The organism is Paracoccus litorisediminis, assembly GCF_009711205.1.
Lineage (GTDB): Bacteria > Pseudomonadota > Alphaproteobacteria > Rhodobacterales > Rhodobacteraceae > Paracoccus > Paracoccus litorisediminis.
The window spans coordinates 43,108-65,667 of sequence record NZ_WMIG01000023.1 but is presented as its reverse complement, the minus strand read 5'-3'; the positions used below and the strand labels follow the sequence as shown (position 1 = coordinate 65,667).

Annotated in this window: 25 protein-coding genes; 10 read left to right on the top strand and 15 right to left on the bottom strand. The window is 65.3% G+C overall.

The window, feature by feature from the left end; genetic code table 11:
- The first annotated feature begins 177 nt into the window (after positions 1–177).
- Entirely contained in the window at positions 178–1,053 is an 876-nt protein-coding gene (locus tag GL300_RS22655) for a 3-hydroxybutyryl-CoA dehydrogenase (RefSeq protein ID WP_155041953.1), read from the top strand.
- Positions 1,054–1,113: 60 nt separating this feature from the next.
- Here GL300_RS22655 and plsY read toward each other — a convergent pair whose 3' ends face one another.
- The 3 genes from plsY to GL300_RS22640 are packed head-to-tail and all read right to left on the bottom strand — an operon-like array spanning position 1,114 to position 3,922.
- Entirely contained in the window at positions 1,114–1,698 is a 585-nt protein-coding gene (gene plsY / locus GL300_RS22650; RefSeq protein WP_155041952.1) for a glycerol-3-phosphate 1-O-acyltransferase PlsY, read from the bottom strand.
- Positions 1,695–2,966: a dihydroorotase gene (gene pyrC, locus GL300_RS22645; RefSeq protein ID WP_155041951.1), complete on the bottom strand. Its 1,272-nt coding sequence runs from the start codon at positions 2,964–2,966 to the stop codon at positions 1,695–1,697. Before pyrC ends, plsY begins: the two co-directional genes overlap by 4 nt.
- Positions 2,963–3,922: an aspartate carbamoyltransferase catalytic subunit gene (locus GL300_RS22640; RefSeq protein WP_155041950.1), complete on the bottom strand. Its 960-nt coding sequence runs from the start codon at positions 3,920–3,922 to the stop codon at positions 2,963–2,965. Before GL300_RS22640 ends, pyrC begins: the two co-directional genes overlap by 4 nt.
- Positions 3,923–4,045: 123 nt before the next feature.
- Between GL300_RS22640 and cobA the strand changes: the two genes are divergently transcribed.
- From cobA to GL300_RS22615, 5 genes are all read left to right on the top strand, one after another.
- On the top strand, positions 4,046–4,780 hold the full coding sequence (gene cobA, locus GL300_RS22635; protein ID WP_155041949.1) for a uroporphyrinogen-III C-methyltransferase: 735 nt from the start codon (positions 4,046–4,048) through the stop codon (positions 4,778–4,780).
- 80 nt (positions 4,781–4,860) lie between these two features.
- Entirely contained in the window at positions 4,861–5,370 is a 510-nt protein-coding gene (locus tag GL300_RS22630; RefSeq protein WP_155041948.1) for a DUF2478 domain-containing protein, read from the top strand.
- Positions 5,367–5,600, top strand: a complete 234-nt coding sequence (locus GL300_RS22625; protein WP_155041947.1) for a sulfurtransferase TusA family protein — start codon at positions 5,367–5,369, stop codon at positions 5,598–5,600. The genes GL300_RS22630 and GL300_RS22625 overlap by 4 nt, the downstream gene beginning before the upstream one ends.
- Positions 5,593–6,522 (top strand): AEC family transporter, encoded by a 930-nt coding sequence (locus GL300_RS22620; RefSeq protein ID WP_155041946.1) that lies wholly within the window; start codon positions 5,593–5,595, stop codon positions 6,520–6,522. The genes GL300_RS22625 and GL300_RS22620 overlap by 8 nt, the downstream gene beginning before the upstream one ends.
- Before the next feature lie 3 nt (positions 6,523–6,525).
- Positions 6,526–7,323, top strand: a complete 798-nt coding sequence (locus GL300_RS22615) for a crotonase/enoyl-CoA hydratase family protein (RefSeq protein WP_155041945.1) — start codon at positions 6,526–6,528, stop codon at positions 7,321–7,323.
- A gap of 4 nt (positions 7,324–7,327) precedes the next feature.
- Here GL300_RS22615 and GL300_RS22610 read toward each other — a convergent pair whose 3' ends face one another.
- The 12 genes from GL300_RS22610 to GL300_RS22555 all read right to left on the bottom strand — a co-directional run bounded on the left by GL300_RS22610 (position 7,328) and on the right by GL300_RS22555 (position 18,658).
- Positions 7,328–7,642, bottom strand: coding sequence for a DUF2794 domain-containing protein (locus GL300_RS22610; protein ID WP_343043173.1), 315 nt, complete (start codon positions 7,640–7,642; stop codon positions 7,328–7,330).
- A 70-nt stretch (positions 7,643–7,712) separates the two neighbouring features.
- On the bottom strand, positions 7,713–8,285 hold the full coding sequence (locus GL300_RS22605) for a cytochrome b (RefSeq protein ID WP_155041943.1): 573 nt from the start codon (positions 8,283–8,285) through the stop codon (positions 7,713–7,715).
- A 103-nt stretch (positions 8,286–8,388) separates the two neighbouring features.
- Positions 8,389–8,805: a DUF1178 family protein gene (locus GL300_RS22600; protein ID WP_155041942.1), complete on the bottom strand. Its 417-nt coding sequence runs from the start codon at positions 8,803–8,805 to the stop codon at positions 8,389–8,391.
- Positions 8,806–8,846: 41 nt separating this feature from the next.
- On the bottom strand, positions 8,847–10,046 hold the full coding sequence (locus tag GL300_RS22595) for a 3-deoxy-D-manno-octulosonic acid transferase (protein ID WP_155041941.1): 1,200 nt from the start codon (positions 10,044–10,046) through the stop codon (positions 8,847–8,849).
- 79 nt (positions 10,047–10,125) lie between these two features.
- The gene (gene rpe, locus GL300_RS22590; RefSeq protein ID WP_155041940.1) at positions 10,126–10,818 is read right to left on the bottom strand and encodes a ribulose-phosphate 3-epimerase; all 693 of its coding nucleotides are present in this window, start codon (positions 10,816–10,818) and stop codon (positions 10,126–10,128) included.
- Entirely contained in the window at positions 10,815–11,732 is a 918-nt protein-coding gene (cbbX, locus tag GL300_RS22585) for a CbbX protein (RefSeq protein ID WP_155041939.1), read from the bottom strand. Before cbbX ends, rpe begins: the two co-directional genes overlap by 4 nt.
- 71 nt (positions 11,733–11,803) lie before the next feature.
- Positions 11,804–12,193 (bottom strand): ribulose bisphosphate carboxylase small subunit, encoded by a 390-nt coding sequence (locus GL300_RS22580; RefSeq protein ID WP_155041938.1) that lies wholly within the window; start codon positions 12,191–12,193, stop codon positions 11,804–11,806.
- 13 nt (positions 12,194–12,206) lie between these two features.
- Positions 12,207–13,661 (bottom strand): form I ribulose bisphosphate carboxylase large subunit, encoded by a 1,455-nt coding sequence (locus tag GL300_RS22575; protein ID WP_370576961.1) that lies wholly within the window; start codon positions 13,659–13,661, stop codon positions 12,207–12,209.
- A gap of 26 nt (positions 13,662–13,687) precedes the next feature.
- A complete protein-coding gene (fba, locus tag GL300_RS22570) occupies positions 13,688–14,767 on the bottom strand; it encodes a class II fructose-bisphosphate aldolase (RefSeq protein WP_155041936.1) in 1,080 nt (359 codons plus the stop codon).
- Complete coding sequence (gene tkt / locus GL300_RS22565; RefSeq protein ID WP_170297781.1) at positions 14,767–16,767, bottom strand: transketolase; 2,001 nt, start codon at positions 16,765–16,767, stop codon at positions 14,767–14,769. Before tkt ends, fba begins: the two co-directional genes overlap by 1 nt.
- Before the next feature lie 13 nt (positions 16,768–16,780).
- Positions 16,781–17,653, bottom strand: a complete 873-nt coding sequence (locus GL300_RS22560) for a phosphoribulokinase (RefSeq protein ID WP_155041935.1) — start codon at positions 17,651–17,653, stop codon at positions 16,781–16,783.
- A gap of 12 nt (positions 17,654–17,665) precedes the next feature.
- Complete coding sequence (locus GL300_RS22555; protein WP_155041934.1) at positions 17,666–18,658, bottom strand: class 1 fructose-bisphosphatase; 993 nt, start codon at positions 18,656–18,658, stop codon at positions 17,666–17,668.
- 94 nt (positions 18,659–18,752) lie between these two features.
- On the opposite strand from GL300_RS22555, the gene cbbR reads away from it, so the two are divergent.
- The 4 genes from cbbR (at position 18,753) to GL300_RS22535 (ending at position 22,558) form a co-directional block, all read left to right on the top strand.
- A complete protein-coding gene (cbbR, locus tag GL300_RS22550; protein ID WP_155041933.1) occupies positions 18,753–19,676 on the top strand; it encodes a LysR family regulator CbbR in 924 nt (307 codons plus the stop codon).
- Positions 19,677–19,771: 95 nt separating this feature from the next.
- The gene (gene hslO, locus GL300_RS22545) at positions 19,772–20,788 is read left to right on the top strand and encodes an Hsp33 family molecular chaperone HslO (RefSeq protein ID WP_155041932.1); all 1,017 of its coding nucleotides are present in this window, start codon (positions 19,772–19,774) and stop codon (positions 20,786–20,788) included.
- A 1-nt stretch (position 20,789) separates the two neighbouring features.
- A complete protein-coding gene (locus tag GL300_RS22540) occupies positions 20,790–21,386 on the top strand; it encodes an NUDIX hydrolase (protein WP_155041959.1) in 597 nt (198 codons plus the stop codon).
- Positions 21,383–22,558 carry a CCA tRNA nucleotidyltransferase gene (locus tag GL300_RS22535; protein ID WP_155041931.1) on the top strand — a complete coding sequence of 392 codons (1,176 nt, stop codon included), beginning with the start codon at positions 21,383–21,385 and terminating at the stop codon, positions 22,556–22,558. The genes GL300_RS22540 and GL300_RS22535 overlap by 4 nt, the downstream gene beginning before the upstream one ends.
- The last annotated feature ends 2 nt before the right edge of the window (positions 22,559–22,560 follow it).

Below are 22,560 nucleotides of genomic sequence, written 5' to 3'. Positions count from 1 at the left end.
ATCCCCGAGCTGACCGAGAAACTCTGACGCCTCCTTCCTGCGCAAATATCCCGCAGGGATCGAGGGCAGAGCCCCCGAAATGACGTTCCGAAACCGCCCGGCCTCCGGGCGGTTTTTACATTGAACGAAAGCGCGTTCTGCCCCTATCGTCTCGGCGGAGTTGAAGGGGATGGAACCATGACGATTCAATCAGTGGGCGTGATCGGCGCCGGGCAAATGGGCAATGGCATCGCCCATGTCTTTGCGCTGGCCGGCTACGACGTGGTCCTGACCGACATCTCGGCCGAGGCGCTGGACAAGGCCATGATCCTGATTGGGAAAAACCTGGACCGTCAGGTCAGCAAGGACAAAATCTCGGCCGCCGACCGCGAAGCGACGCTGGGACGCGTCCGCACGACGGTGACGCTGGCCGAACTGGGGCAATGCGATCTGGTGATCGAGGCCGCGACCGAGCGCGAATCCGTCAAGCACGCGATCTTTGCCGAGCTTCTGCCGCATCTGAAGCCCGAAACCATCCTGGCCTCGAACACCTCGTCGATCTCGATCACGCGGCTGGCCAGCCGCACCGACCGGCCCGAGCGTTTCATGGGCGTGCATTTCATGAACCCGGTCCCGGTCATGCAACTGGTCGAGCTGATCCGCGGCATCGCCACCAATGAAGAAACCTTCAGCGCGCTGATCACTGTCGTCGAAAAGATCGGCAAGACCGCGACCCGCGCCGAGGATTTCCCCGCCTTCATCGTCAACCGCATCCTGATCCCGATGATCAATGAAGCAGTCTATACGCTGTATGAGGGCGTCGGCTCGGTCAAATCCATCGACGAATCGATGAAGCTGGGCGCCAACCATCCGATGGGGCCGCTGGAGCTGGCGGATTTCATCGGGCTGGATACCTGCCTTGCCATCATGAACGTGCTGCATGACGGGCTGGCCGATACCAAGTATCGCCCCTGCCCGCTGCTGGTCAAATATGTCGAGGCCGGTTGGCTGGGCCGCAAGACCGGGCGCGGTTTCTATGATTACGCAGGCCCCGAGCCCGTGCCGACGCGCTGATTTCAACTGGGGCTGCCGGGGCGCTGCCCCGGACCCCGGGGTATTTCCGGAACGGTGAAATCAGCCCTTCTTGCCGATCCGGGGCTCGGTTCCGGCAAGGATACGGGTGATGTTGGCGTGGTGGCGGATGAAGATCAGCACCGTCATGAACGCCGTGACCGCAGCCATCAACGGCCCGTCCAGCCATAGCGCAACCAACGGCGTCAGCGCCGCTGCGACCAGCGCCGACAGCGACGAAATACGCCCGATCAAGGCAGTCAGCAGCCAGATGCCGCAGGCGATCAGGCCAAGCCGCCAATCCAGCGCGAGCAGCGTGCCGAGGAAGGTGGCGACGCCCTTGCCACCCTTGAAGCCCAGCCAGACCGGGAAAAGATGGCCAAGGAAGGCGGCGGCGCCTGCGGCCAGCGCGGCCTCGGGTCCGGCCAATGCCCGGGCCAACAGGACCGCAATCGCGCCCTTGCCGGAATCGAGCAGCAAGGTTGCCAGCGCGGCGGGTTTGTTGCCGGTGCGCAGGACATTGGTGGCACCAATATTGCCCGAGCCGATCTTGCGCAGATCGCCCAGACCCAGCGCGCGGGTAATGACGATGCCAAAGGGAATCGAGCCCAGCAGGTAGCCGATGACGGCCCAAAGGATGACGGTCATGCCGCTTCTCCGTGGACGCGCGTGCCTGCGACCCAAGTGCCCAGCACCCGGCCCTGCATCCGCGCCCCGTCAAAGGGCGTGTTCTTGGATTTCGACAGCAGCGTGAAGCGGTCCAGCACGAAGGGCGCATTCGGATCGAACAGAACCAGATCCGCGGGCGCACCGGTGCCGAGACGTCCGGCCTCCAGCCCCAGCCGTTTCGCCGGGTTCAGCGACATCGCCCGCCACAGCTGCGGCAGGCTAAGCCCGCCGGAATGGTAAAGCCGCATCGCGGCAGGCAGCAGGGTCTGCAGGCCGACGGCGCCGGGGGCCGCCTCGGCAAAGGGCAGGCGCTTCGATTCCTCGTCCTGCGGGGTGTGGAAGCTGGCGATGACATCGATCACGCCATCGGCAACCGCCTCGACCATGGCCAGCCGGTCATCCTCGGCCCGCAGGGGCGGGGTGAAGCGGAAGAATGTCCGGTAATCGCCGACGTCGAATTCGTTCAGCGTCAGGTGATGGATCGAGACCCCGGCGGTCACGTCAAGCCCCGCCTCGCGCGCGCGCTTGAGCGCCGGAAGGCTGGCCGCGACGGTGATCTGGTCGGCATGGTAGCGCGTGCCGGTCATGGCGACCAAGGCAAGGTCGCGGTCCAGACCCATCACCTCGGCCATGGGCGAGACCGAGGGCAGGCCGTAAAGCGAAGCGAATTTCCCGCTGGTCGCCGCCGCCCCCTTGGAAAGCATCGGCTCTTGCGGATGGCCCACGATCAACGCGCCAAGGCCCCGCGCATAGGTCATACAGCGCGACATCAGGCGGGTGTCGGAAACGACGCGCACGCCATCGGTAAAGGCCACCGCGCCGGCGTCCTGGAGGAAGGACATCTCGACCATCTCGCTACCTTCGCGGGCACGGGTGAGCGAGGCCATATGATGGATGTTCACCGGCGCATCCGCCGCGCGACGGGTGACGAATTCCAGCGATTCCGGCGTGTCGATCGGCGGCATCGTGTCGGGGCGCGCGATCACCGTGGTGACGCCCCCGGCGGCGGCGGCCAGCCCCGCGCTGCGGAAGCTTTCCTTGTGACGCTCACCCGGCTCGCCGATCTTGACGCCCCAATCGATCAGACCGGGGGCCAGATACTTGCCGCCGCAATCGATCACTTCGGCCCCTTCGGGGGCATCAGTGCCCACCGCATCAATACGGCCATCACGGATGGTCAGGGTCGATTCCTCGACCGCCTGCGCCTCGGGATCGATCAGGCGGGCATTCTGGAAGTGCAGGATCATGCCATCAACTCCGAGGCTTTGGCGCCACGTTCGGCACGAAGATTGCGCGCCAGCAGGTCCATCGCGGCCATGCGGACGGCCACGCCCATCTCGACCTGATCCTGAATCACGCTGCGATTGATGTCGTCGGCAATGGTGCCGTCGATCTCGACGCCGCGATTCATCGGGCCGGGATGCATGACGATCGCATCCGGCGCCGCCAAGGCCAGCTTTTCGGCATCCAGACCCCAGCGGTGGTAGTATTCCCGCTCCGAGGGGATAAAGCCGCCATCCATGCGCTCGCGCTGCAGGCGCAGCATCATGACGACATCGGCGCCCTTCAAGCCTTCGCGCATGTCCTCATAGACCTCGCAGCCCCAGTCGCGGGCCCCCGCAGGCATCAGGGTCGCGGGACCGACCAGACGCAGGCGGTTCTCCATCTTGCCCAGCAGGAACAGGTTCGAGCGCGCGACGCGGCTATGGGCGATATCGCCGCAAATCGCCACCGTCAGGCGGTGCAGCCGCCCCTTGGCGCGGCGGATGGTCAGCCCGTCCAGAAGCGCCTGCGTCGGGTGTTCATGCCGCCCGTCGCCCGCGTTCAGGACGGCGCAATTCACCTTCTGGGCCAGCAGATCGACCGCACCCGATTGCGGGTGGCGCACGACCAGCAGGTCGGGATGCATGGCGTTCAGCGTCATCGCGGTGTCGATCAGGGTCTCGCCCTTCTTCACCGAGCTGTTCTGCATCGACATGTTCATCACGTCGGCACCCAGCCGCTTGCCCGCCAGTTCGAAGCTGGACTGGGTGCGGGTCGAGTTCTCGAAGAACATGTTGATCTGGGTCATCCCGGCCAAGGCATCGGAATGCTTTACCGTGCGGCGGTTCAGATCGACATAGGTTTCGGCTAGGTCAAGAAGCGTGGTGATCTCGGCCGGGGCGAGAGGCTCGATCCCCAGAAGATGACGGGCTCGGAACATGGATGTGATCCCCAGGGTCTCGGATGCGCGCTATATGGCAAATGCAGCGCGATGCGGCAAGTCGCCTGTCCATCCACGCACCACCCCCTTGCCTTGACGGCTATTTTGCCGCATCGCGGAAACATGAGCGATCCGAACGGCATGGTCAGTTTCGTTTCCTCGGGGCCGGGCGACCCCGAGCTTTTGACGCTGCGCGCTATCCGCCGCCTGCAGGACGCGGATGTGGTGCTGTTTGACGATCTCGCCTCGGGTCCGGTGCTGGATCAGGCCGGACCGCAGGCCCTGCGCATCGCCGTCGGCAAACGCGCCGGTCGCCCCTCGGCCAAGCAAGAGCACGTGAATGCGCTGCTGGTCGAACATGCCAGCGCCGGTCGGCATGTGGTTCGGCTGAAATCCGGCGACTCAGGCGTCTTCGGGCGGCTTGAGGAAGAAATCACCGCCCTTCGCGCCGCAGGCATCCCGTTCGAGATCGTCCCCGGCGTCCCTTCGGCCATGGCGGCAGCGGCGATGGCGGGCATCCCGCTGACCCGGCGCCTGACAGCAAGGCGGCTGCAATTCATCACCGGCGCCGATGTCACCGGCGGCCTGCCGGGCGACCAGAACTGGGCCGCTTTGGCCGATCCGCATGCGACCACGGTGGTCTTCATGGGGCAGCGCACCTTCCCCGACATGGCCGCGCAACTGATTGAAAACGGCCTGCCGCCCGACACCCCCGCCCTGCTGGCCGAGGCCGTGGGCCACCCGCATCAACGGCTGCTGCGCACCACCGTCGCCGGGCTTGCGGCCCTTCTCAAGGCGGAAGGTCCCAGCACGCATCCGGCGCTGATCCTGTACGGGCCGCTGGCCGAAATGGCCTGAGGGCTTCACCGTTTCTTAAATACCCAATGTTGCGCCCGCCGCAGCCGGGGCTATTCTGGCCACCTTGAAAGGGAACGCCGATGCTTGGCTTCGTCACCATCACCGACACTGCCGGTTCGGCCGACAGGCTGCTGGCCGAAACCGCCCGCGCCCTTGCCGCGCAAGGTCTCCGGCTGGCGGGGGCGATCCAGAAGAACATCGACCGCGGCCCGGATCAGGTCTGCGACATGGAATTGCGCATCCTTGGCGATGATGGACCCGAAATCGGCATCACGCAGGATCTGGGCAACTGCTCCGAGGGTTGCCGCCTTGATACCGACGCGCTTGCCCAAGCTGTTGGCCGGGCCGAGGCAGCGCTGGCCCAAGGCGTCGATCTGGTCATCGTCAACAAGTTCGGCAAGCAGGAATCCTTCGGCGGCGGTTTTCGCGACTTTATCGCCCATGCACTGGCGCAAGACGTGCCGGTGCTGCTCTCGGTCCCGACCGAGCAACTGGACGATTTTCGCGCCTTCGCCGGCGACATGGCCGAGGAGATCGTCCCCGGCGACCTGATCCCGTGGTGCCTTGCAAGGGTGCAGTCCCCGGCATGACCCTGACCATCGACGCGCGCGGCCTGTTGTGCCCCCTGCCGGTCCTGCGCCTGCGCAAGCGGCTGGTGGCATTGCCGCCCGGGACGCGGGTTACCCTGATCGCCACCGACCGCGCCGCCGTGATCGATGTCCCGCATTTCTGCGCCGAATCCGGGCATCATCTGCTGTCCAGCACGGCGCTGCCCGACGGGGCCACCGAATATCTTGTCGAACGCGGCTCCGATGCTTGAGATCTTTCTGAAGACCCTGCCCTTTTTCCTGCTGATCGGAACCGGCTGGCTGGCGGGATGGACAAGGTTCTTTCCGCAGGAAGCAACCGGCTGGCTGACAAAATTCGTCTTTTACTTCGCGCTGTCGGCGATGCTGTTCCGCTTTGCCGCCAACGTCGATGTCCAGCGCCTGTTCGATCCCGCTTTTGTCATGGCCTATCTGGGCGGCTCGCTGGCGGTCTGGGCGCTGGCCATGACTGTCGCGCGCTGGCGTGGCCTGCGCTTGGCCGAGGCCGCGATGGAGGCCCATACCGCCATGATCGGCAATACCGGCTTTCTGGGCGTGCCGATGCTGGTGGTGCTGCTGGGCGAGGGCGCAATCGGGCCGGTGCTGATGGTGCTGACGATTGACCTTGTCGTCTTCTCGACCCTGATCACGCTGTTGGTCACCGGGGCGCGGCAGGGGCGGATCACGCTGGCGACCATCGGGCCGCTGGCGCGCGGCATTGTCGCCAATCCGATGATCGTTTCGATGGTGGCAGGGCTGCTGTGGGCGCGGCTGCACCTGCCCATGCCCGGCGCTTTGGACGAATTCCTGTCGCTTCTGGGCGCTGCGGCGACGCCCGGCGCGCTATTCGCGATCGGCGCAAGCCTTGCCGGACGCTCGGCCGAGCGGCTGGGCCCGGCGCTGTGGCTCAGTGCCGCCAAGCTGATCCTGCATCCCTTGGCCGTGGCCATCGCCGCGCTGCTGATCTTTGATGTCGAACCCTTCTCGGCAGCGGTGATGATCGCCGCCGCCAGCCTGCCGGTCGCGGGCAATGTCTATATACTGGCGCAATATTTCGGGGTGGCCGCGCATCGCGTCTCGACCGCCATCCTGATTTCCACTGCGGCCAGCATCGCCACGCTTCCCGCCGTCATTCACTGGATCACGAAAGGCTAGACCATGCTGGGCATCTCGGAATTGCGGCTTGAGAACCTGCTCTTCGACATCGACGACGAGGGCATCGCCACGCTGACCCTGAACCGCCCGGCCAAGCGCAATGCGCTGGATGCTCAGACCATCGAGGAGCTGATCGGCGTCTTCACCGCCCTGCCCTCATCCGGGGCGCGCGCCGTGGTGCTGAAGGCGGTAGGCCCGCATTTCTGCGCCGGGCTGGATCTGGTCGAACACGGGCGCGAGCAACGCAGCCCCGCCGAATTCATGCGCATCTGCCTGCGCTGGCACGAAGCCTTCAACAAGATCGAATATGCTGGCCTGCCGGTCATCGCAGCGCTGAAAGGCGCGGTCGTCGGCGGCGGGCTGGAACTGGCGTCATCCGTGCATATCCGGGTCATGGATGAGACGACCTATTTCGGCCTGCCCGAAGGCCAGCGCGGCCTGTTCACCGGCGGCGGCGCGACGATCCGCGTGCCCGCCCTGATCGGCCGCGCCCGCATGGTCGACATGATGCTGACCGGACGCCTTTACGCGGGGGATGAGGCGGTCAGCGTCGGCCTTGCGCAATACCGGGTGCCGGACAGCGAGGCCAAGGCTTATGAACTGGCGCGGCTGGCGGCGCAAAACACGCCTTTGTCGAACTTCGCGGTTTGCTCGGCCATTTCCCACATGCAGAACATGTCCGGTTTCGACGCCGCCTATGCCGAGGCGATGGTGGCGGGCATCGTGAACACGCAGGACGCGGCCAAGGGGCGGCTGGATTCATTCGCCCGCGGCACGGCGGTCAAGATCAAGCCGGAATAGCGGATCACTCGACCGGGCGGATCAGCTTCTTTTCCAGCACGCGCAGGACATTGGCCAGGTCATGCCCGCGTTTCAGAATACGCCCGTCCATGGCGATCACCGCATATTGCCCCTGCGCCGCCCGCATCTTGGGGCGCTTTTCGATGCGGTACAGCGGATGTTCGGCGGCGCGGCGAAAGACCGAAAACACCGCGACCTCCCGCAGGAAGGACATGGCATAGTCGCGCCATTCGCCCGCAGCGACCATCCGGCCATAGACGGACAGGATCATGCCAAGCTCGGCCCGGTCAAAGGCCACGCGATCTTGCGGCTGGGACATCCCAAAGGCTGCATTCATCATGACCGAATGGTGACATCGCAACCGTTGGCGATCAACGAAAAATACGTCTTCAACCCCGGGGACGGCCCGCCATGCGCTGAAGCGTGCCATCGCGCCACATGGCTTGGTGCAGGCCGACCATGACGACATGCCCCGCGATCAGCGCCAGCATCAGCCAGCCCAGCTCGCCATGCAGCGCGTCGCCGATCCCCACCATCCAGCCGATTTCGGGCTGCTGCGCAGGGAAGATCTGGAACCCAAAAGGCGCAAAGACCCGCTCCGAGCCATAGGCCCGCAGGATCGCTGCCGCAGGGACGATCAGCATCACCAGATACAGCGCCATATGCCCTGCGCGCGCCGCCAGACCCAGCAGGCCATCGCCATGCGCGGGCCGATGACGGCGATTGGCGATGGTCCAGATCACGCGCGCCAGGATCAGCACGAAAAGCACCGTCCCGACCATCTGATGCGACCCGGTAAAGAACGACACCAAGGGCGTGCGCCCCAGCGTGAGCTTCAGCCCCATGCCCAGAAACTGCCACAAAAGCAGCGCCGCCATGCTCCAATGCAGGATGCGGCTGACCAGCCCATAGCGTTGTATCGTATCGCCAAGCGGCAGCGGTTCGGATTGTTGTGTCGGCATCGGCGCTCCTGCAACTGGGGAATGCAGGCAAATTATGTGCTGGCGCCCCTGTCCGACAGGCAAGGGCGGCCGCGCTCACGTCAATTTGCGATGATATGCCCGTTCAGTTGGCACCGTGGCGCGTGCGGAAGGGCAGCGGAGCGACCGGTATCCCGTCCTCAAGCAGCTTGCGGGCATCCTCAAGCTTGGCCTCGCCATGGATCGCGCGTTCCGGGGCGGTGCCCTCATGCATGGCGCGGGCCTCGGCGGCAAAGGACATGCCGACATAGTCCGAGCTTTCCTCGACCTGGCGGCGCAGCTTGTCCAGCGCGGCCTCCTGCGGGTTGCGGGGGCTGTGCAGGTCGGATTTCACCTCGGATACCGCGATCCCCGGCGCCATCAGCGCCTTCTCGACCACAACTGAACCACAATGCGTGCAGGCGACCTGACCCGCCTTCTTCAGGGCCTCAAACCCTTCGGACGAGCGGAACCAACCATCGAATTGATGGCCTTTTTCGCAGCGCAGGTCATAGCGGATCATGGTCGGCTCCTTTCCCGACAGATATCAGGTGTGGGGCGGGGTTATGCAAGCCTGCCGCGCGCCAGATCCATGATCCGCCGCAGCAATGGCGCGGGATCACCAGCCCGCGCAAGCAATTGATCCCGCGCCAGCTTGCCCATGCGGCGCTGTGTTTCAGGATCGCGGGCAAGCCGGGTCAGCGCCTGAGCCAGATCCGGTCCGAGGGCAGCCATCGCCGCCCCCGCCGCGTCCAGATCGGCGTAATCGGCGGCATGGTTCGCGACATCGGGACCGTGCAGAATGGCGCAGCGCCATGCAGCGGGCTCCCACGGTGTATGGCCACCCCGGTCGGAATAGGAACCGCAGGTGATACAGATCCCGGCGCTTCTATACCAATCAGCCATCTCGCCCAGCGTATCGGCCAGCAGGACCGCTGCTTCGGGACCGCCGCCTTGGCTGCGCCGTACGAAATCCAGCCCGCGCTGTTTGAGGATCGCGGCCACCGCATCGCCGCGCTCGGGATGGCGTGGGGCAAGGATCAGGCGCAACGCCGGCACCGCCAGCCGCGCCGCCAGATAGGCATCGACGACCAGTTCATCCTCGCCCTCATGGGTCGAGGCCGCCAGCACCGTCAGCGCCCGCCCCGGCCCGTCCGGCCCCGGTTGAACCCGCGCCGGACCCAGCAGCTTCAGGTTCAATCGCGCGCAGACCGCCTGCGGCTGCAGGCCCAGTTGCAGCAACCGTTCTTCGCTGCCCGCATCCTGCGCCGACAGCGCCGACAGTCGCGCCAGCATCGGATGGATCAGTCCCGGCACCTTGGCCCAACGCGCCGCCGAGCGGGCCGAAATCCGCGCGCCCACCACGACCTGCGCCACGCCCCGTGCATCGGCCTGGGCCGAACGGTTGGGCCAAAGCTCATTCTCGACGGTGACCAGAACCGAGGGCTCGACCCGATGCAAAAACCGCTCCAGCACCTGCGGCACGTCAAGCGGGGCCAGCACGGCGGCATAGCCCAACTTGCGCGCCAAGGCCCGGCCGGTGCGGCTGTTGGTGGTGACGGTCAGCGGCAGTTCGCCCGCCAGCGACTCGATCAGCACCTGCGCCGAGTTCAGCTCTCCGACGCTGGCGGCATGCAGCCAGATCCCGCCCGGAACCACCTCGGGGCCGGTCAAAGCCAGACGTTCATGCAGATCCGGCCCCGAAAACGGCGCAGCAAGGCGCAGGGCGGAACCCGCAAGGGCTGTCGCGCCGCGCCAGATCAAAGCCGGTTTCCCTCGTATACAGTCAGGGCAACGTCCTCCGGTTGGAACAGGGGAATCCTAGCCCCCCGTCCCCGCAGGATCAACGCAAGGCGGCCTCGGCGGCAGCCCGGATGGCGCGGATGTTATCGCCGTAAGGGGCGCTGTTCGACACCGAGCCGCCCTTGAACACGGCGGAACCCGCGACCAGCACGTCGGCACCGGCCTCGGCCACCAGGGGTGCGGTGGTCGGATCGACGCCGCCGTCGATCTCGATATGGACGGGACGGTCGCCGATCATGGCACGCAAGGCGCGGACCTTGTCGATCTGGCTGTGGATGAATTTCTGCCCGCCAAAGCCGGGGTTCACCGTCATGATGCAGACCAGATCGACATCATCCAGCAGACCCTTGGCCGCCTCGACCGGGGTGCCGGGATTCAGCGCCAGACCGGCCTTGGCCCCGGTTGCCCGGATCGCCTGCAAAGTGCGGTGGATATGCGGCCCGGCTTCAAGATGCGCGGTGATGAAATCAGCGCCCGATTGCGCGAAAGCGTCGATATAGGCATCGACCGGCGAGATCATCAGATGGACATCCATCACGCCGCGGATATGCGGGCGGATCGCCTTGCAGGTCGCGGGACCAAAGGTGATGTTCGGCACGAAATGCCCGTCCATCACGTCGACATGGACCCAATCTGCGCCTTGATCTTCGACTGCGCGGATTTCCTGCCCGAAATTCGCGAAATCAGCCGAAAGGATCGAGGGGGCGATCTTGATGCTGCGGTCGAAGCTCATGGCAAATCCTTCCTGCGGCTGCCGTCAATGTCGAGCCCGCCGGAAAAGACGCGGCTCGCACGAATATCGGCCTCCGTTATCGTGGAAAGCGTTTTCGCGTCAACCACGCCCGCGCCGGAAAACAGTCGATTTGCCTGACGTAACCGCGCCCGGTCCAAGGCATTGCGGATGCTGCGGGCATTGGCGAAATGCGGCTGCTCACGGCGCAGGCGGACATATTCGGTCATCGCGGTCCGCCCGCCAGCATCCATGACATAGCCCTGCCCTGCCAGCATCGCGGCCGAGATCCGCTCCAGCTCCTCATCGCTGTAATCCGGGAATTCGATGTGATGGGCGATACGCGAACGGAACCCCGGATTGGCGGCAAAGAAGCGGTCCATCCGGTCGGCATAACCGGCCATGATGACCACCAGATCGTCGCGATTGTTCTCCATCACTTGCAGCAGGATCTCGATCGCCTCCTGCCCGTAATCGCGCTCATTGTCCGGTTTATACAGGTAATAGGCCTCGTCGATGAACAGGACACCGCCCATCGCCTTTTTCAGCACTTCCTTGGTCTTGGGGGCGGTATGGCCGATATATTGCCCGACCAGATCATCGCGCGTCACGCTGACCAGATGCCCCTTGCGGACATAGCCCAGGCGATGCAGCAGCCCGGCCATCTTCAGCGCAACCGTGGTCTTTCCGGTGCCCGGATTGCCAGTAAAGGACATGTGCAAGGTCGGTGTCTCATGTGCCAACCCCATCTGTCGCCGCGCCCGGTCGACCAGCAACAAAGCGGCAGTCTCGCGAATGCGCTCCTTGACCGGAGCCAGCCCGATCAGCTCGCGGTCCAGCTCATCCAAGATCTCGCGCACGCCCGAGCTTTCATACTCCGCCTTCAGATCGACCGTCACCGGCGCCGCATCGTCCATGACCCAACCCTTCTCCGTTTCGAAAATACCCTCGGGGGGTGCGGGGGGCAGACAGCCCCCCGCCCTTGACGTCATCCGACCATCTCATGCGTGTAGCGGATGCTGCGACCATCGACCTCTTGCCGCCAGCTGCGGAAGGTCGGCTCGCGGGACGGACGATTGACGATAAAGGACATCATCACCGTCTCCCAGCCACGGGTGCTGTCAAAGGCGTTGATGCGGATATAGGCGTCGCCATGCGCCTTGCGGCATTCATCCAGCTCCATCATCGCGCCCTTGGCATCTTTCAGGTCGAACATCGGATGGCCCCACATCTCCCAATAGGTGTTGCGGGGATGAGGCTCGTCGGTGAACTCGATTCCGACCGCCCATTCCCGCGACAGGATATATTCGACCTGATCGCGGATCTGCTCGTCGGTCAGATCGGGCAGGAAGGAAAAGCAGCCCTGAGTGATACGCATCTTTCTCTCCTTCTCAGCTGACGGATGCGGTCGGAACGTAATCCGAGGTGTCGGTGGGCGTGTAATTGAAGGTGATGTTGCCCCAGGTATCCAGCGCGGCCTCCAGCGGCTTGCACCATTTGGCGGCCTTGCGCAGGACTTCCGGGCCTTCGTTCTTGATGTCGACGCCTTCGTTGCGGGCCAGAACCATCGCCTCCAGCGCCACGCGGTTGGCGGTCGCGCCAGCCTGAATGCCCATCGGATGCCCGATGGTGCCACCGCCGAATTGCAAGACCACGTCATCGCCGAACAGGTCGATTAGCTGGTGCATCTGCCCGGCATGGATGCCACCCGAGGCCACCGGCAGGGTCTTTTTCAGGTTCGCCCAATCCTGCTCGAAGAAGATGCCCCTCGGCAGGTCGACCTCGTTCCGGGTCTCGCGGCAGACGTTGTAGTAACCCTGCACGGTCATCGGATCGCCTTCCAACTTGCCGACGGCGGTGCCGCAATGCAGGTGGTCGACCCCGGCCATGCGCAGCCATTTCGCGATCACGCGGAAGCTGATGCCGTGGTTCTTCTGGCGGGTGTAAGTCCCGTGGCCCGCCCGGTGCATGTGCAGGATCATGTCATTCTGCCGCGCCCAGTTCGAGATCGACTGCGTCGCCGTCCAGCCGATGATCAGGTCGACCATGATGATGACCGAGCCGAGTTCCTTGGCGAATTCCGCGCGGCGATACATCTCCTCCATCGTGCCGGCGGTGACGTTCAGGTAGTGGCCCTTGATCTCGCCGGTCTGGGCGCTGGCCTTGTTCACCGCCTCCATGCAGTAAAGGAAGCGGTCGCGCCAATGCATGAAGGGCTGCGAGTTGATGTTCTCGTCGTCCTTCATGAAGTCGAGGCCACCCTTCAGCCCCTCATAGACGACGCGGCCATAGTTCTTGCCCGACAGGCCCAGCTTCGGCTTGGTCGTGGCCCCCAGCAAGGGGCGGCCGAATTTGTCCAGACGCTCACGCTCGACCACGATGCCGGTGGGCGGACCGGCGAAGGTCTTCATATAGGCAACGGGGAAGCGCATATCCTCAAGCCGGGCGGCCTTCAGCGGCTTGAAGCTGAACACGTTCCCGATGATCGAGGCCGTCACGTTGGCGATCGAGCCTTCCTCGAACAGGATCAGGTCATAGGCGACGTAACAGAAGAACTGCCCCGGCGTGCCGGGCACCGGTTCGACCTTATAGGCCTTGGCGCGATACTGATCGCAGGCGGTCAGCCGATCGGTCCAGACCACCGTCCATGTCGCGGTCGAGCTTTCACCAGCAACGGCAGCTGCCGCCTCGATGGGGTCCACGCCCTCCTGCGGGGTGATGCGAAAAAGCGCAAGGATATCGGTCTCCTTGGGCTCGTAATCGCCATCCCAATAGCCCATTTGGGCGTATTTCAGGACGCCCGCCGCATAGCGTTTCTTGGCGTCGGTGATCTCGGTCTTGGACATCTCGTTCATCGCAACTCCTCCCTGTTTCAAGCGGCTTTGGAACCGGTGATGGCCGGGTCCAACGCCCCCGACGCGTAGCGTTTGGCCATCTCGTCCATCGCGATGACCTTGATCTTGTGGGCCATGCCCGCAGTCCCGAAGCGCTCGAACCGGTCGCGGCACAAAGCGGTCAGTTCGTTCATCGCCGGGATCATGAATTTGCGGGGGTCGAACTCATCGGGGCGGTCGCGGGCGACCTTGCGGAAATGCCCGGTCATCGCCATCCGGCAATCGGTGTCGATATTGACCTTGCGGACGCCGTGGCGGATGCCGCGCTCGATCTCTTCGACGGGGACGCCGTAGGTCTGCGGCATCACCCCGCCGGATTGGTTGATCAGATCCTGCAGATATTGCGGGACGCTGCTTGATCCATGCATGACCAGATGCGTGCCGGGCAGGCGCTGATGGATCGCCTCGATCACATGCATCGCCAGAATGTCGCCATCGGGCTTGCGGGTGAATTTATAGGCGCCATGGCTGGTGCCACAGGCGATGGCCAAGGCATCGCAGCCGGTCCGCAGCACGAAATCCACCGCCTGATCGGGGTCGGTCAGAAGCTGGCTGTGATCGAGCTTGCCTTCCGCGCCCGAGCCATCCTCGGCAGCGGCCTCACCGGTTTCCAGGCTGCCCAGCACGCCCAACTCGCCCTCGACGCTGGCCCCGACGGCATGGGCAGCTTCCGCGACCTTGGCCGTCACCGCGACGTTGTAGTCGTAATCGGCGGGGGTCTTCATGTCCTCCAGCAGCGAGCCGTCCATCATGACGCTGGTAAACCCATGCCGGATCGCGGACATGCAGGTGGCAAGGTTGTTGCCGTGATCCTGATGCAGGCAGATCGGGATCGCGGGGTTCATCTCGGCCAAGGCCTCGACCATGCGACGCAGCATGATGTCACCGGCATAGGACCGCGCGCCGCGGCTGGCCTGCAGGATGACCGGAGCATCGGTTTCCGCCGCCGCCTTCACGATGGCAAGGCCTTGCTCCATATTGTTGATGTTGAAGGCGGGCACGCCGTAGCCATGCTCGGCGGCGTGGTCCAGAAGTTGCCTAAGGGTGATAAGGGCCATCACTTTCCTCCCCGGATCAGTTGATTGGCAAGTTCAGCGGTCGCCTCAGCGGTGATGCCGAAATGGCGGTAAAGATCGGGGGCCGGGGCGGATGCGCCAAAGCCGGTCATGCCGATGAAGCCGTCGCCGGGGCGCAGGAACAGCCCGTCCCAGCCCTGCCGGATCAGCGCCTCGATGCCGATGCGGGGGGCTTGGCCCAGAACTGCCTCGCGTTCGGGCGCGGGACGGGCGACGAAGAGTTCAAAGCTGGGGGCCGAGACGACGGCCGCCCGGACACCCTGCGCGGCCAGCAGATCGGCGGCGGCAAGGGCGATCTCGACCTCGGAGCCCGTCGCGATCAGGGTCACGTCGCGCGGGCCGTCAGTCTCTCGCAGGGTGTAGGCCCCTTGCCGGGTCAGGTTTTCCCCGGCATCGGCGCGCAGAGTCGGCAGGTTCTGCCGCGACAGGCACAGGACCGAGGGGGTGTGGGGCGCGGTCAGGGCGATCTCCCATGCCTCGGCGGTCTCGATCGCATCGGCAGGACGGAAGACCAGCAGGTTCGGAATGGCACGCAGCGCCGCGACCTGCTCGACCGGCTGGTGGGTCGGGCCATCCTCGCCCAGACCGATGCTGTCATGGGTCATCACATGGACGACCGGCACCCCCATCAGTGCCCCCAGCCGGATCGCGGGCCGGGAATAGTCGCTGAAAGCCAGAAACGTCCCGCCATAGGGGATCAGCCCGCCATGCAGCGCGATGCCGTTCATCGCGGCCGCCATGCCATGCTCGCGGATGCCGTAATGGATGTAGCGGCCTGAACGGTCGACGTCGGTCACCGCTGTCATCCCCTTGGTCCGGGTGTTGTTCGAGCCGGTCAGGTCAGCCGAGCCGCCGACCGTATTCGGCAGGGTCGCGTTCACCACCTCCAGCGCCATTTCGCTGGACTTGCGGGTGGCAACCTTGGGCCGGTCAGCAGCCAACGCAGCGACATGCGTGGCAATCGCCTCGCGCAACCGCGCGGCATCGGGCGCGGCCAGCATGGCGGAAAACTCGGCTGTCAGGGGGGAGTTGGTCAGCCGTTCCTGCCATGCCGCCCGCGCCGCCGCCCCTCGCGCCGCGACATTGCGCCAGGAGCCAAGGATGTCATCGGGAAGCACGAAGGGCTCATGGGACCAGCCCAGATGTTCACGCGCGGCGGCGATCTCGGCTGCACCCAAGGGCGCGCCATGCACGTCATGGCTGCCCTGCTTGTTCGGCGCGCCAAAGCCGATCACCGTGCGGCAGGCAATCATCGAGGGGCGCTCGTCCTCGCGCGCGGCCTGAATGGCGCGGGCGACAGAATCGCGGTCATGGCCGTCCACCGCCTGCACATGCCAGCCCGAGGCCGCAAACCGCGCCTGCTGGTCGGTCGAAGTGGAAAGCTCAGTCCCGCCGTCGATGGTGATGCGGTTGTCGTCCCACAGCACGATCAAGCGGCCAAGGCGCTGATGACCCGCAAAGTCGATGGCCTCGTGACTGATCCCTTCCATCAGGCAGCCATCGCCGCAGATGACATAGGTCCAGTGATCGACCAGATCGTCGCCAAAGCGCGCATTCATCATCCGCTCGGCCAGGGCCATGCCGACGGCGGTGCTTATGCCCTGGCCAAGGGGACCGGTGGTGGTTTCGATCCCCTTGGCATGGCCATATTCCGGATGCCCTGCCGTGCGCGAGCCAAGCTGGCGAAAGGCGCGCAGTTGATCCATCGGCATGTCGTCGTAACCTAGCATGTGATGGATCGCGTAGACCAGCATCGAGCCATGCCCCGCCGACATCACGAAACGGTCGCGGTCGGGCCATTTATCATCCGCCGGGTCAATGCGGATGAAGCGGTTGAACAGCACCGCCGCCACATCCGCCATGCCCATCGGCGCGCCGGGATGGCCGGATTTCGCGGCCTCGACCGCATCCATCGCCAGCACGCGGATGGCGGTGGCCATCTGGGCCTCAAGATCGGGGTGAACGCTTGCCATCTGGTTCATCGCTTCGCTCCTTTCAGGCGCGTTTGGATTCGCTGATCATCCGCAGGATCATCGGCGTCAGGATCAGCTGCATGGCGAGGTCGAGCTTCGGCCCCGGAATGACGATGGAATTCGCACGGCTCATCCATGACCCCTGCATCATCGAGGTCAGGTAGGGGAAATCGATCCCGCGCGGATTTCGGAAGCGGATGACGACAAGGCTTTCGTCATGCGTCGGTATCCAACGCGCGATGAACGGGTTCGAGGTATCGACCACCGGCACGCGCTGGAAATTGATGTCGGTATGGGTGAACTGCGGACAGATGACATGCACATAGGCGTGCATCCGGCGCAGGATCACATCGGTGACGGCTTCCGTCGAATAGCCCCGGCTCGCCTTGTCGCGGTGGATCTTCTGGATCCATTCCAGATTGATGACCGGAACGACCCCGATCTTGAGATCGGCAAGCCCGGCGATGTCGATGCCGTCGGATTTCACCGCGCCATGCAATCCTTCGTAGAACAGCAGGTCCGAATCCGGCGCGAATTCCGCCCATTCAGTGAAAGTGCCGGGCGGCGTGCCGCGGACCGCGGCCTCGCGGTCGTCATGGATGTAATGACGGGTGCGGCCGGTGCCGGTCTCAGCATAGCTGCGAAAGACCCCTTCCAGCGTCGCCAGCTCATTCGCGTCGATGCTGAAATGACTGAAGGTGTGGTCGCCACCTGCGGTCCGCCTCGTCAGTTCCGCCTTCATCGCGGCGCGGTCGAAGCGGTGGAAGGCGTCGCCCTCGATTGACACCGCCTTGATGCCCTCGCGACGAAAGATCTGGTCGAAGGTGTTCTTGATCGTGGTCGTCCCCGCGCCGGACGAGCCGGTGACCGAGATGATCGGGTGTTTCTTGCTCATTCTTGTCCCCCCTCAGGCACGGAAAAGGCCGCGATGACCGAACAGGGCCGAGACCTCGGATTCGGGCAGGTCGTGATAGGCGGCGATGCGGGCAACCTTGTCGGTCGAGCCAAAGACGAAGGGCGTGCGCTGGTGCAGCGTTTCGACCCGTTGATCCAAGATTGGCTCGCAGCCGTCGGTGGCCTTGCCGCCCGCTTGTTCGACAAGGAAGGCGATGGGCCCGCATTCATACAGCATCCGCAGACGCCCGCGCTCATAACCCTTGCGGGCGTCGGACGGGTACAGGAACACGCCGCCGCGGATCAGGATGCGATGCGCCTCGGCCACCAGCGAGGCGATCCAGCGCATGTTGAAATTCGTCTCGCAGGGGCCGTCGGTCCCGGCCAGACAGTCGTCGATATAGGCCCGGATCGGCCGTGCCCAATGCCGGTAGTTCGAGGCGTTGATGGCGAATTCCGACGCAGCCTCGGGGATCTCCATCCGTGCCGCGACCGGGCGGAACTGGCCCGAGCGGGGGTCCAGCGCGTAATGCTGCAACCCGTCGCCAAAGCTGACCATCATCGCGCAGCGCGGACCATAGATGATGTAGCCTGCCGCGATCTGTTCGCGCATCGGGCGCAGGAAGCTGGCCTCGGCCGTGGCTTCGGCCGGATAGACCGAAAAGATCGTCCCGATCGAGACATTGGTGTCGATGTTCGACGATCCGTCCAACGGATCGATGGCGATGGCCATCCGACCCGAGGGGTTCATCTCGATGGAGCTGTCCTGTTCCTCGGATGCGAACCAGCGCAGACCGGCCCGGCCCAGCGTGGTGCGGAACAGATCGTCCGCCATCACGTCCAGTGCCTTCTGGCCATCGCCGTCCGAATTCGTGCCGACCGGGCGGGCCAGATCGCCGCCCTGCCGGATCAGTTCGGAAAGCTTGACCGCAGCTTCCGAAATGGCCTGCATCAGCGGACGGAATTCGCCCGGAATCAGCGCGGTGTCGATGCTGGTGGCGGTCATCGGCCCCTCCCGTGGCTGGTTCCCACCTCTTTGTTGACACGGGCTGACATTCAGGAACATTTAATAAACTGAAACCATCTTTCAGGAATTCCGAATGTCGCGCATCGATGCCGTCACCCTGCGCCAGCTGCGCGCCCTGCGCGCGGTCATCGACAGCGGTTCGCTGACCGGGGCGGCAACCGACCTTGGTCTGAGCCCGCCCGCGATTCATGGCCAGTTGCGCGCGCTGGAGGACCTGATGTCCGCCCCCCTTGTCATCCGGGCGGAACATGGTGCCTTCCGACCAACGGAGGAGGGTCGCGCCATGCTGGAGGCCGAGGCCCAGATCGCCGTCGCGCTGGAAACCTGCGCGCGCCGGGTCGCCGCCCTGCAAAGCGGCCATACCGGGGCAGTGTCGCTGGGGGTGGTCTCGACCGGGAAATACTTCGCGCCGCATCTGGTGGCCGTGCTGCGCCGCGCCCTGCCCGATGTCGAGGTGACCCTGCGCATCGGCAACCGCGAGGCGGTGATCCAATGGCTGGGCGCAAGGGCCGTCGATCTGGCGATCATGGGGCGTCCGCCGCGCAGCCCCGCCGTCGTGGCAGAACCCGTCGGCCCCCATCCCCATGTCATCGTCGCCGCCCCCGACCATCCGCTGGCCGATGCCGATCCCGCCTTGCCGCAGGACCTGCTGGGGGAAACCTTTCTGGCGCGGGAACGCGGTTCGGGGACGCGCATCCTGATGACGCGGTTTCTGGACCGGATCGGCGACGGGACGCCCTGGCGCATGGTCGAGATGGGCACCAACGAAACCATCAAGCAGGCGGTGATCGCGGGGCTTGGGATCGCGCTGATCAGCCTGCATACGGTGACCGAGGAATTGCGTTCGGGGCGGCTGGTTTCCGTCCGGGCGATCGGGCTGCCGATCCAGCGCAGCTGGTTCCTGCTCAAGCGCGAGGACACCCAGCTTTCGCCCGCCGGGATGCGGGTGCATGACCATATCCGCGACATGAAGGGCTCATTCCTGCCGCAGGTCTAAGCGCCCCCCTTGGGCTTTTCGGTCCAAGCTCTATATTGGGGGCAACGCGCGCCGCCAGAAGGCCGGGTCGCGCCCCTCATTCCGAAGGACATATCATGGCTCAAACGAAGGATCTTTCCTGGGACGACAGCGTGTTGCCCTTTCAGCTTGAACTCTCGGGCGTGCGTGGACGCGTCACTCGGGTCGGTCCGCTGCTTGAGCATATCCTGTCGCGTCACGACTACCCGCTGGCCGTCAGCGCCATGGTCGCGGAACTGGTCACGCTGACCGCGCTGATCGGCCCGACCATCAAGCTGCGCTGGAAGCTGTCGCTGCAGGTGCGCGGCAATGGCGCGATCCGTACCATCGCCACCGATTACTACGCCCCCGAGACCGAGGGCGGCCCCGCCCGCATCCGCGCCTGGGCCAGCTTTGACGCGGCGCGCCTCAGCAACGACCGTCCCGCCTTCGAGCAGATTGGCGAGGGCTATTTCGCCGTGCTGATCGATCAGGGCGAGGGGAACACCCCCTATCAGGGCCTGACGCCGCTGGCCGGTGGCTCGCTGTCGCATTGCGCGCAGGCCTATTTCGAGCAGTCCGAGCAGCTGCCGACCAAGTTCGAGGTGACCGTGGGTCGCTCGCGTCTGGCCGGTCAGGCCGAGGATCACTGGCGCGCGGGTGGCATCATGCTGCAGACCCTGCCCGCCCAGCCCCGCGCCATCGCCGAGAATGGCGAGGAACTGGAATCGGCCGACATCCTGCAAGGCGCGCAATCCGAGGACTGGAACCGCGCCAACATACTGCTGGCCACGGTCGAGGCGATGGAACTGGTCGATCCCGGCCTGCCGCTGCCCAACCTGCTGTTCCGCCTGTTCCACGAGGAACAGCCGACCGCGTTCGAGCGTCAGGGCCTGCATTTCGGCTGCTCGTGCAACCCGGACCGGGTGCGCGGCACGCTGTCGATCTATTCGGCCAAGGATATCGGCCACATGACGACCGAAGACGGCATCGTCACCGCCGATTGCCAGTTCTGCGGCGCGCATTACGAGTTCGACCCGCGCAGCCTTGGCTTTGAGGCGACGCTGGACGAGCATGGCAAGCCGCTGCCCCGCGCCGATCAAGCGGCGCAATGACATGCTGACCGCGCCGCAATCCCTGCTGCGCGAAAGGCTGATCAAGGCCCTGTCGGTTCCGGCGGGGCCTTCCTCGGATCATGATCTGGACAGCCTGCCCCTGGCCGCGACCGAGCCGCGACCGGCCGGCGTTCTTGCCGCATTCGACCGGCAGGGGCGTCTGGTCCTGACCAAGCGGGCCAGCGGGCTGCGCCACCATCCCGGCCAGATCGCCCTGCCCGGCGGCAAGGTCGAGCCGGGCGATGACGGCCCGGTCGGAGCGGCGCTGCGCGAGGCGCATGAGGAAATCGGCCTGCCACCCTCGCAGGTGGAAGTCCTTGGCGTGCTGCCCGCCCATCGCACCGTCACCAATTTTGCCATGACCCCGGTCATCGGCCTGATCCGTGGCGATTTCACCCCAATCCCCGAGTCCGGCGAGGTCGATGAGGTCTTTGCCGTCCCCTTCGCCCATATCGCGGACCCGGCCAGCTACCGCATCGAGCGTCGCCGCTGGCTGGGCGGCTGGCGTTCCTATTACGTGGCGCCCTGGGGTCCCTATTACATCTGGGGGGCGACGGCGCGGGTGCTGCATGCGCTGGCACTGCGGCTGGCGCAATGACCCGGATTTCCGCACCTTTCCTTGACGATTCCGGGCTGCATCGCGTGCTGACCGCGCTGACCGGTGCGGGTCATCAGGCGCTGATCGTCGGCGGCGCGGTCAGGAACGCCCTGCTGGGCCAGCCTGTTTCCGATATCGATATCGCCACCTCGTCCCTGCCCGAACAGACCGTCACCCTGACCGAAGCAGCAGGTCTGCGCGCCGTGCCGACCGGGATCGAGCATGGCACCATCACCGTGGTCGCCGATGGTCATGGCTATGAGGTCACCACCTTCCGCCGCGATGTGGAAACCGATGGCCGCCGCGCTGTGGTGGCCTTCTCGGACCGGATCGAGGAAGACGCGCATCGCCGCGATTTCACCATGAACGCGCTTTACGCCGATGCCTCGGGCGAGGTGATTGATCCGGTCGGCGGGCTGGACGATCTGGCGGCGCGACGCCTGCGCTTTGTCGGCGAACCCCGCGCCCGCATCACCGAGGATTACCTGCGCATCCTGCGCTTTTTCCGCTTCCACGCATGGTATGGCGCCAAGGGCGCCGCCGATCCGGAGGCGCTTGCCGCCTGCGCCGAACTGGCCGCAGGGCTTGACGGGATCTCGCATGAGCGGATCGGGGCCGAGACGCGCAAGCTGCTGGCCGCCCCCGACCCGACCGAAGCCGTCGCACTGATGGCCCGGGCCGGTGTTCTTGGCCATATCCTGCCCGGTGCCGACACCCACGACCTGCCCGCGCTGATCGCGGCCGAAGCCACGTTGGGACTGCCCGCGGAATGGCCGGTCCGGCTGGCGCTTCTGGGTGCCGATAACGCCGCACAGGCCCTGCGCCTGTCACGCGACGAGACCCGCCTGCAGGACCAGATCGCCACCGCCCTGACCCTGCCGCTGCCTGCCGCCGCCTATCGCTTCGGCCCCCATATCGCGCGCAGTGCCGCGCTGATCGCCACCGCGCGCGGCACGCCACCCGCGCCGGACTGGCAGCAACAGATTGCCCATGCCGCCGATGCGCAGCTGCCCATCGCGGCCCGCCACCTGATGCCCGAACTGTCCGGTCCCGCCATCGGCGCGGCATTGCGGCAGGCCGAGACTGCCTTTATCGACAGCGGCTTCTCGCTTTCGAAACAAGAACTGCTTGCCTTGGCCCTTGGCCAGGACCGGCAGCGCAAGAGTGACTGAAT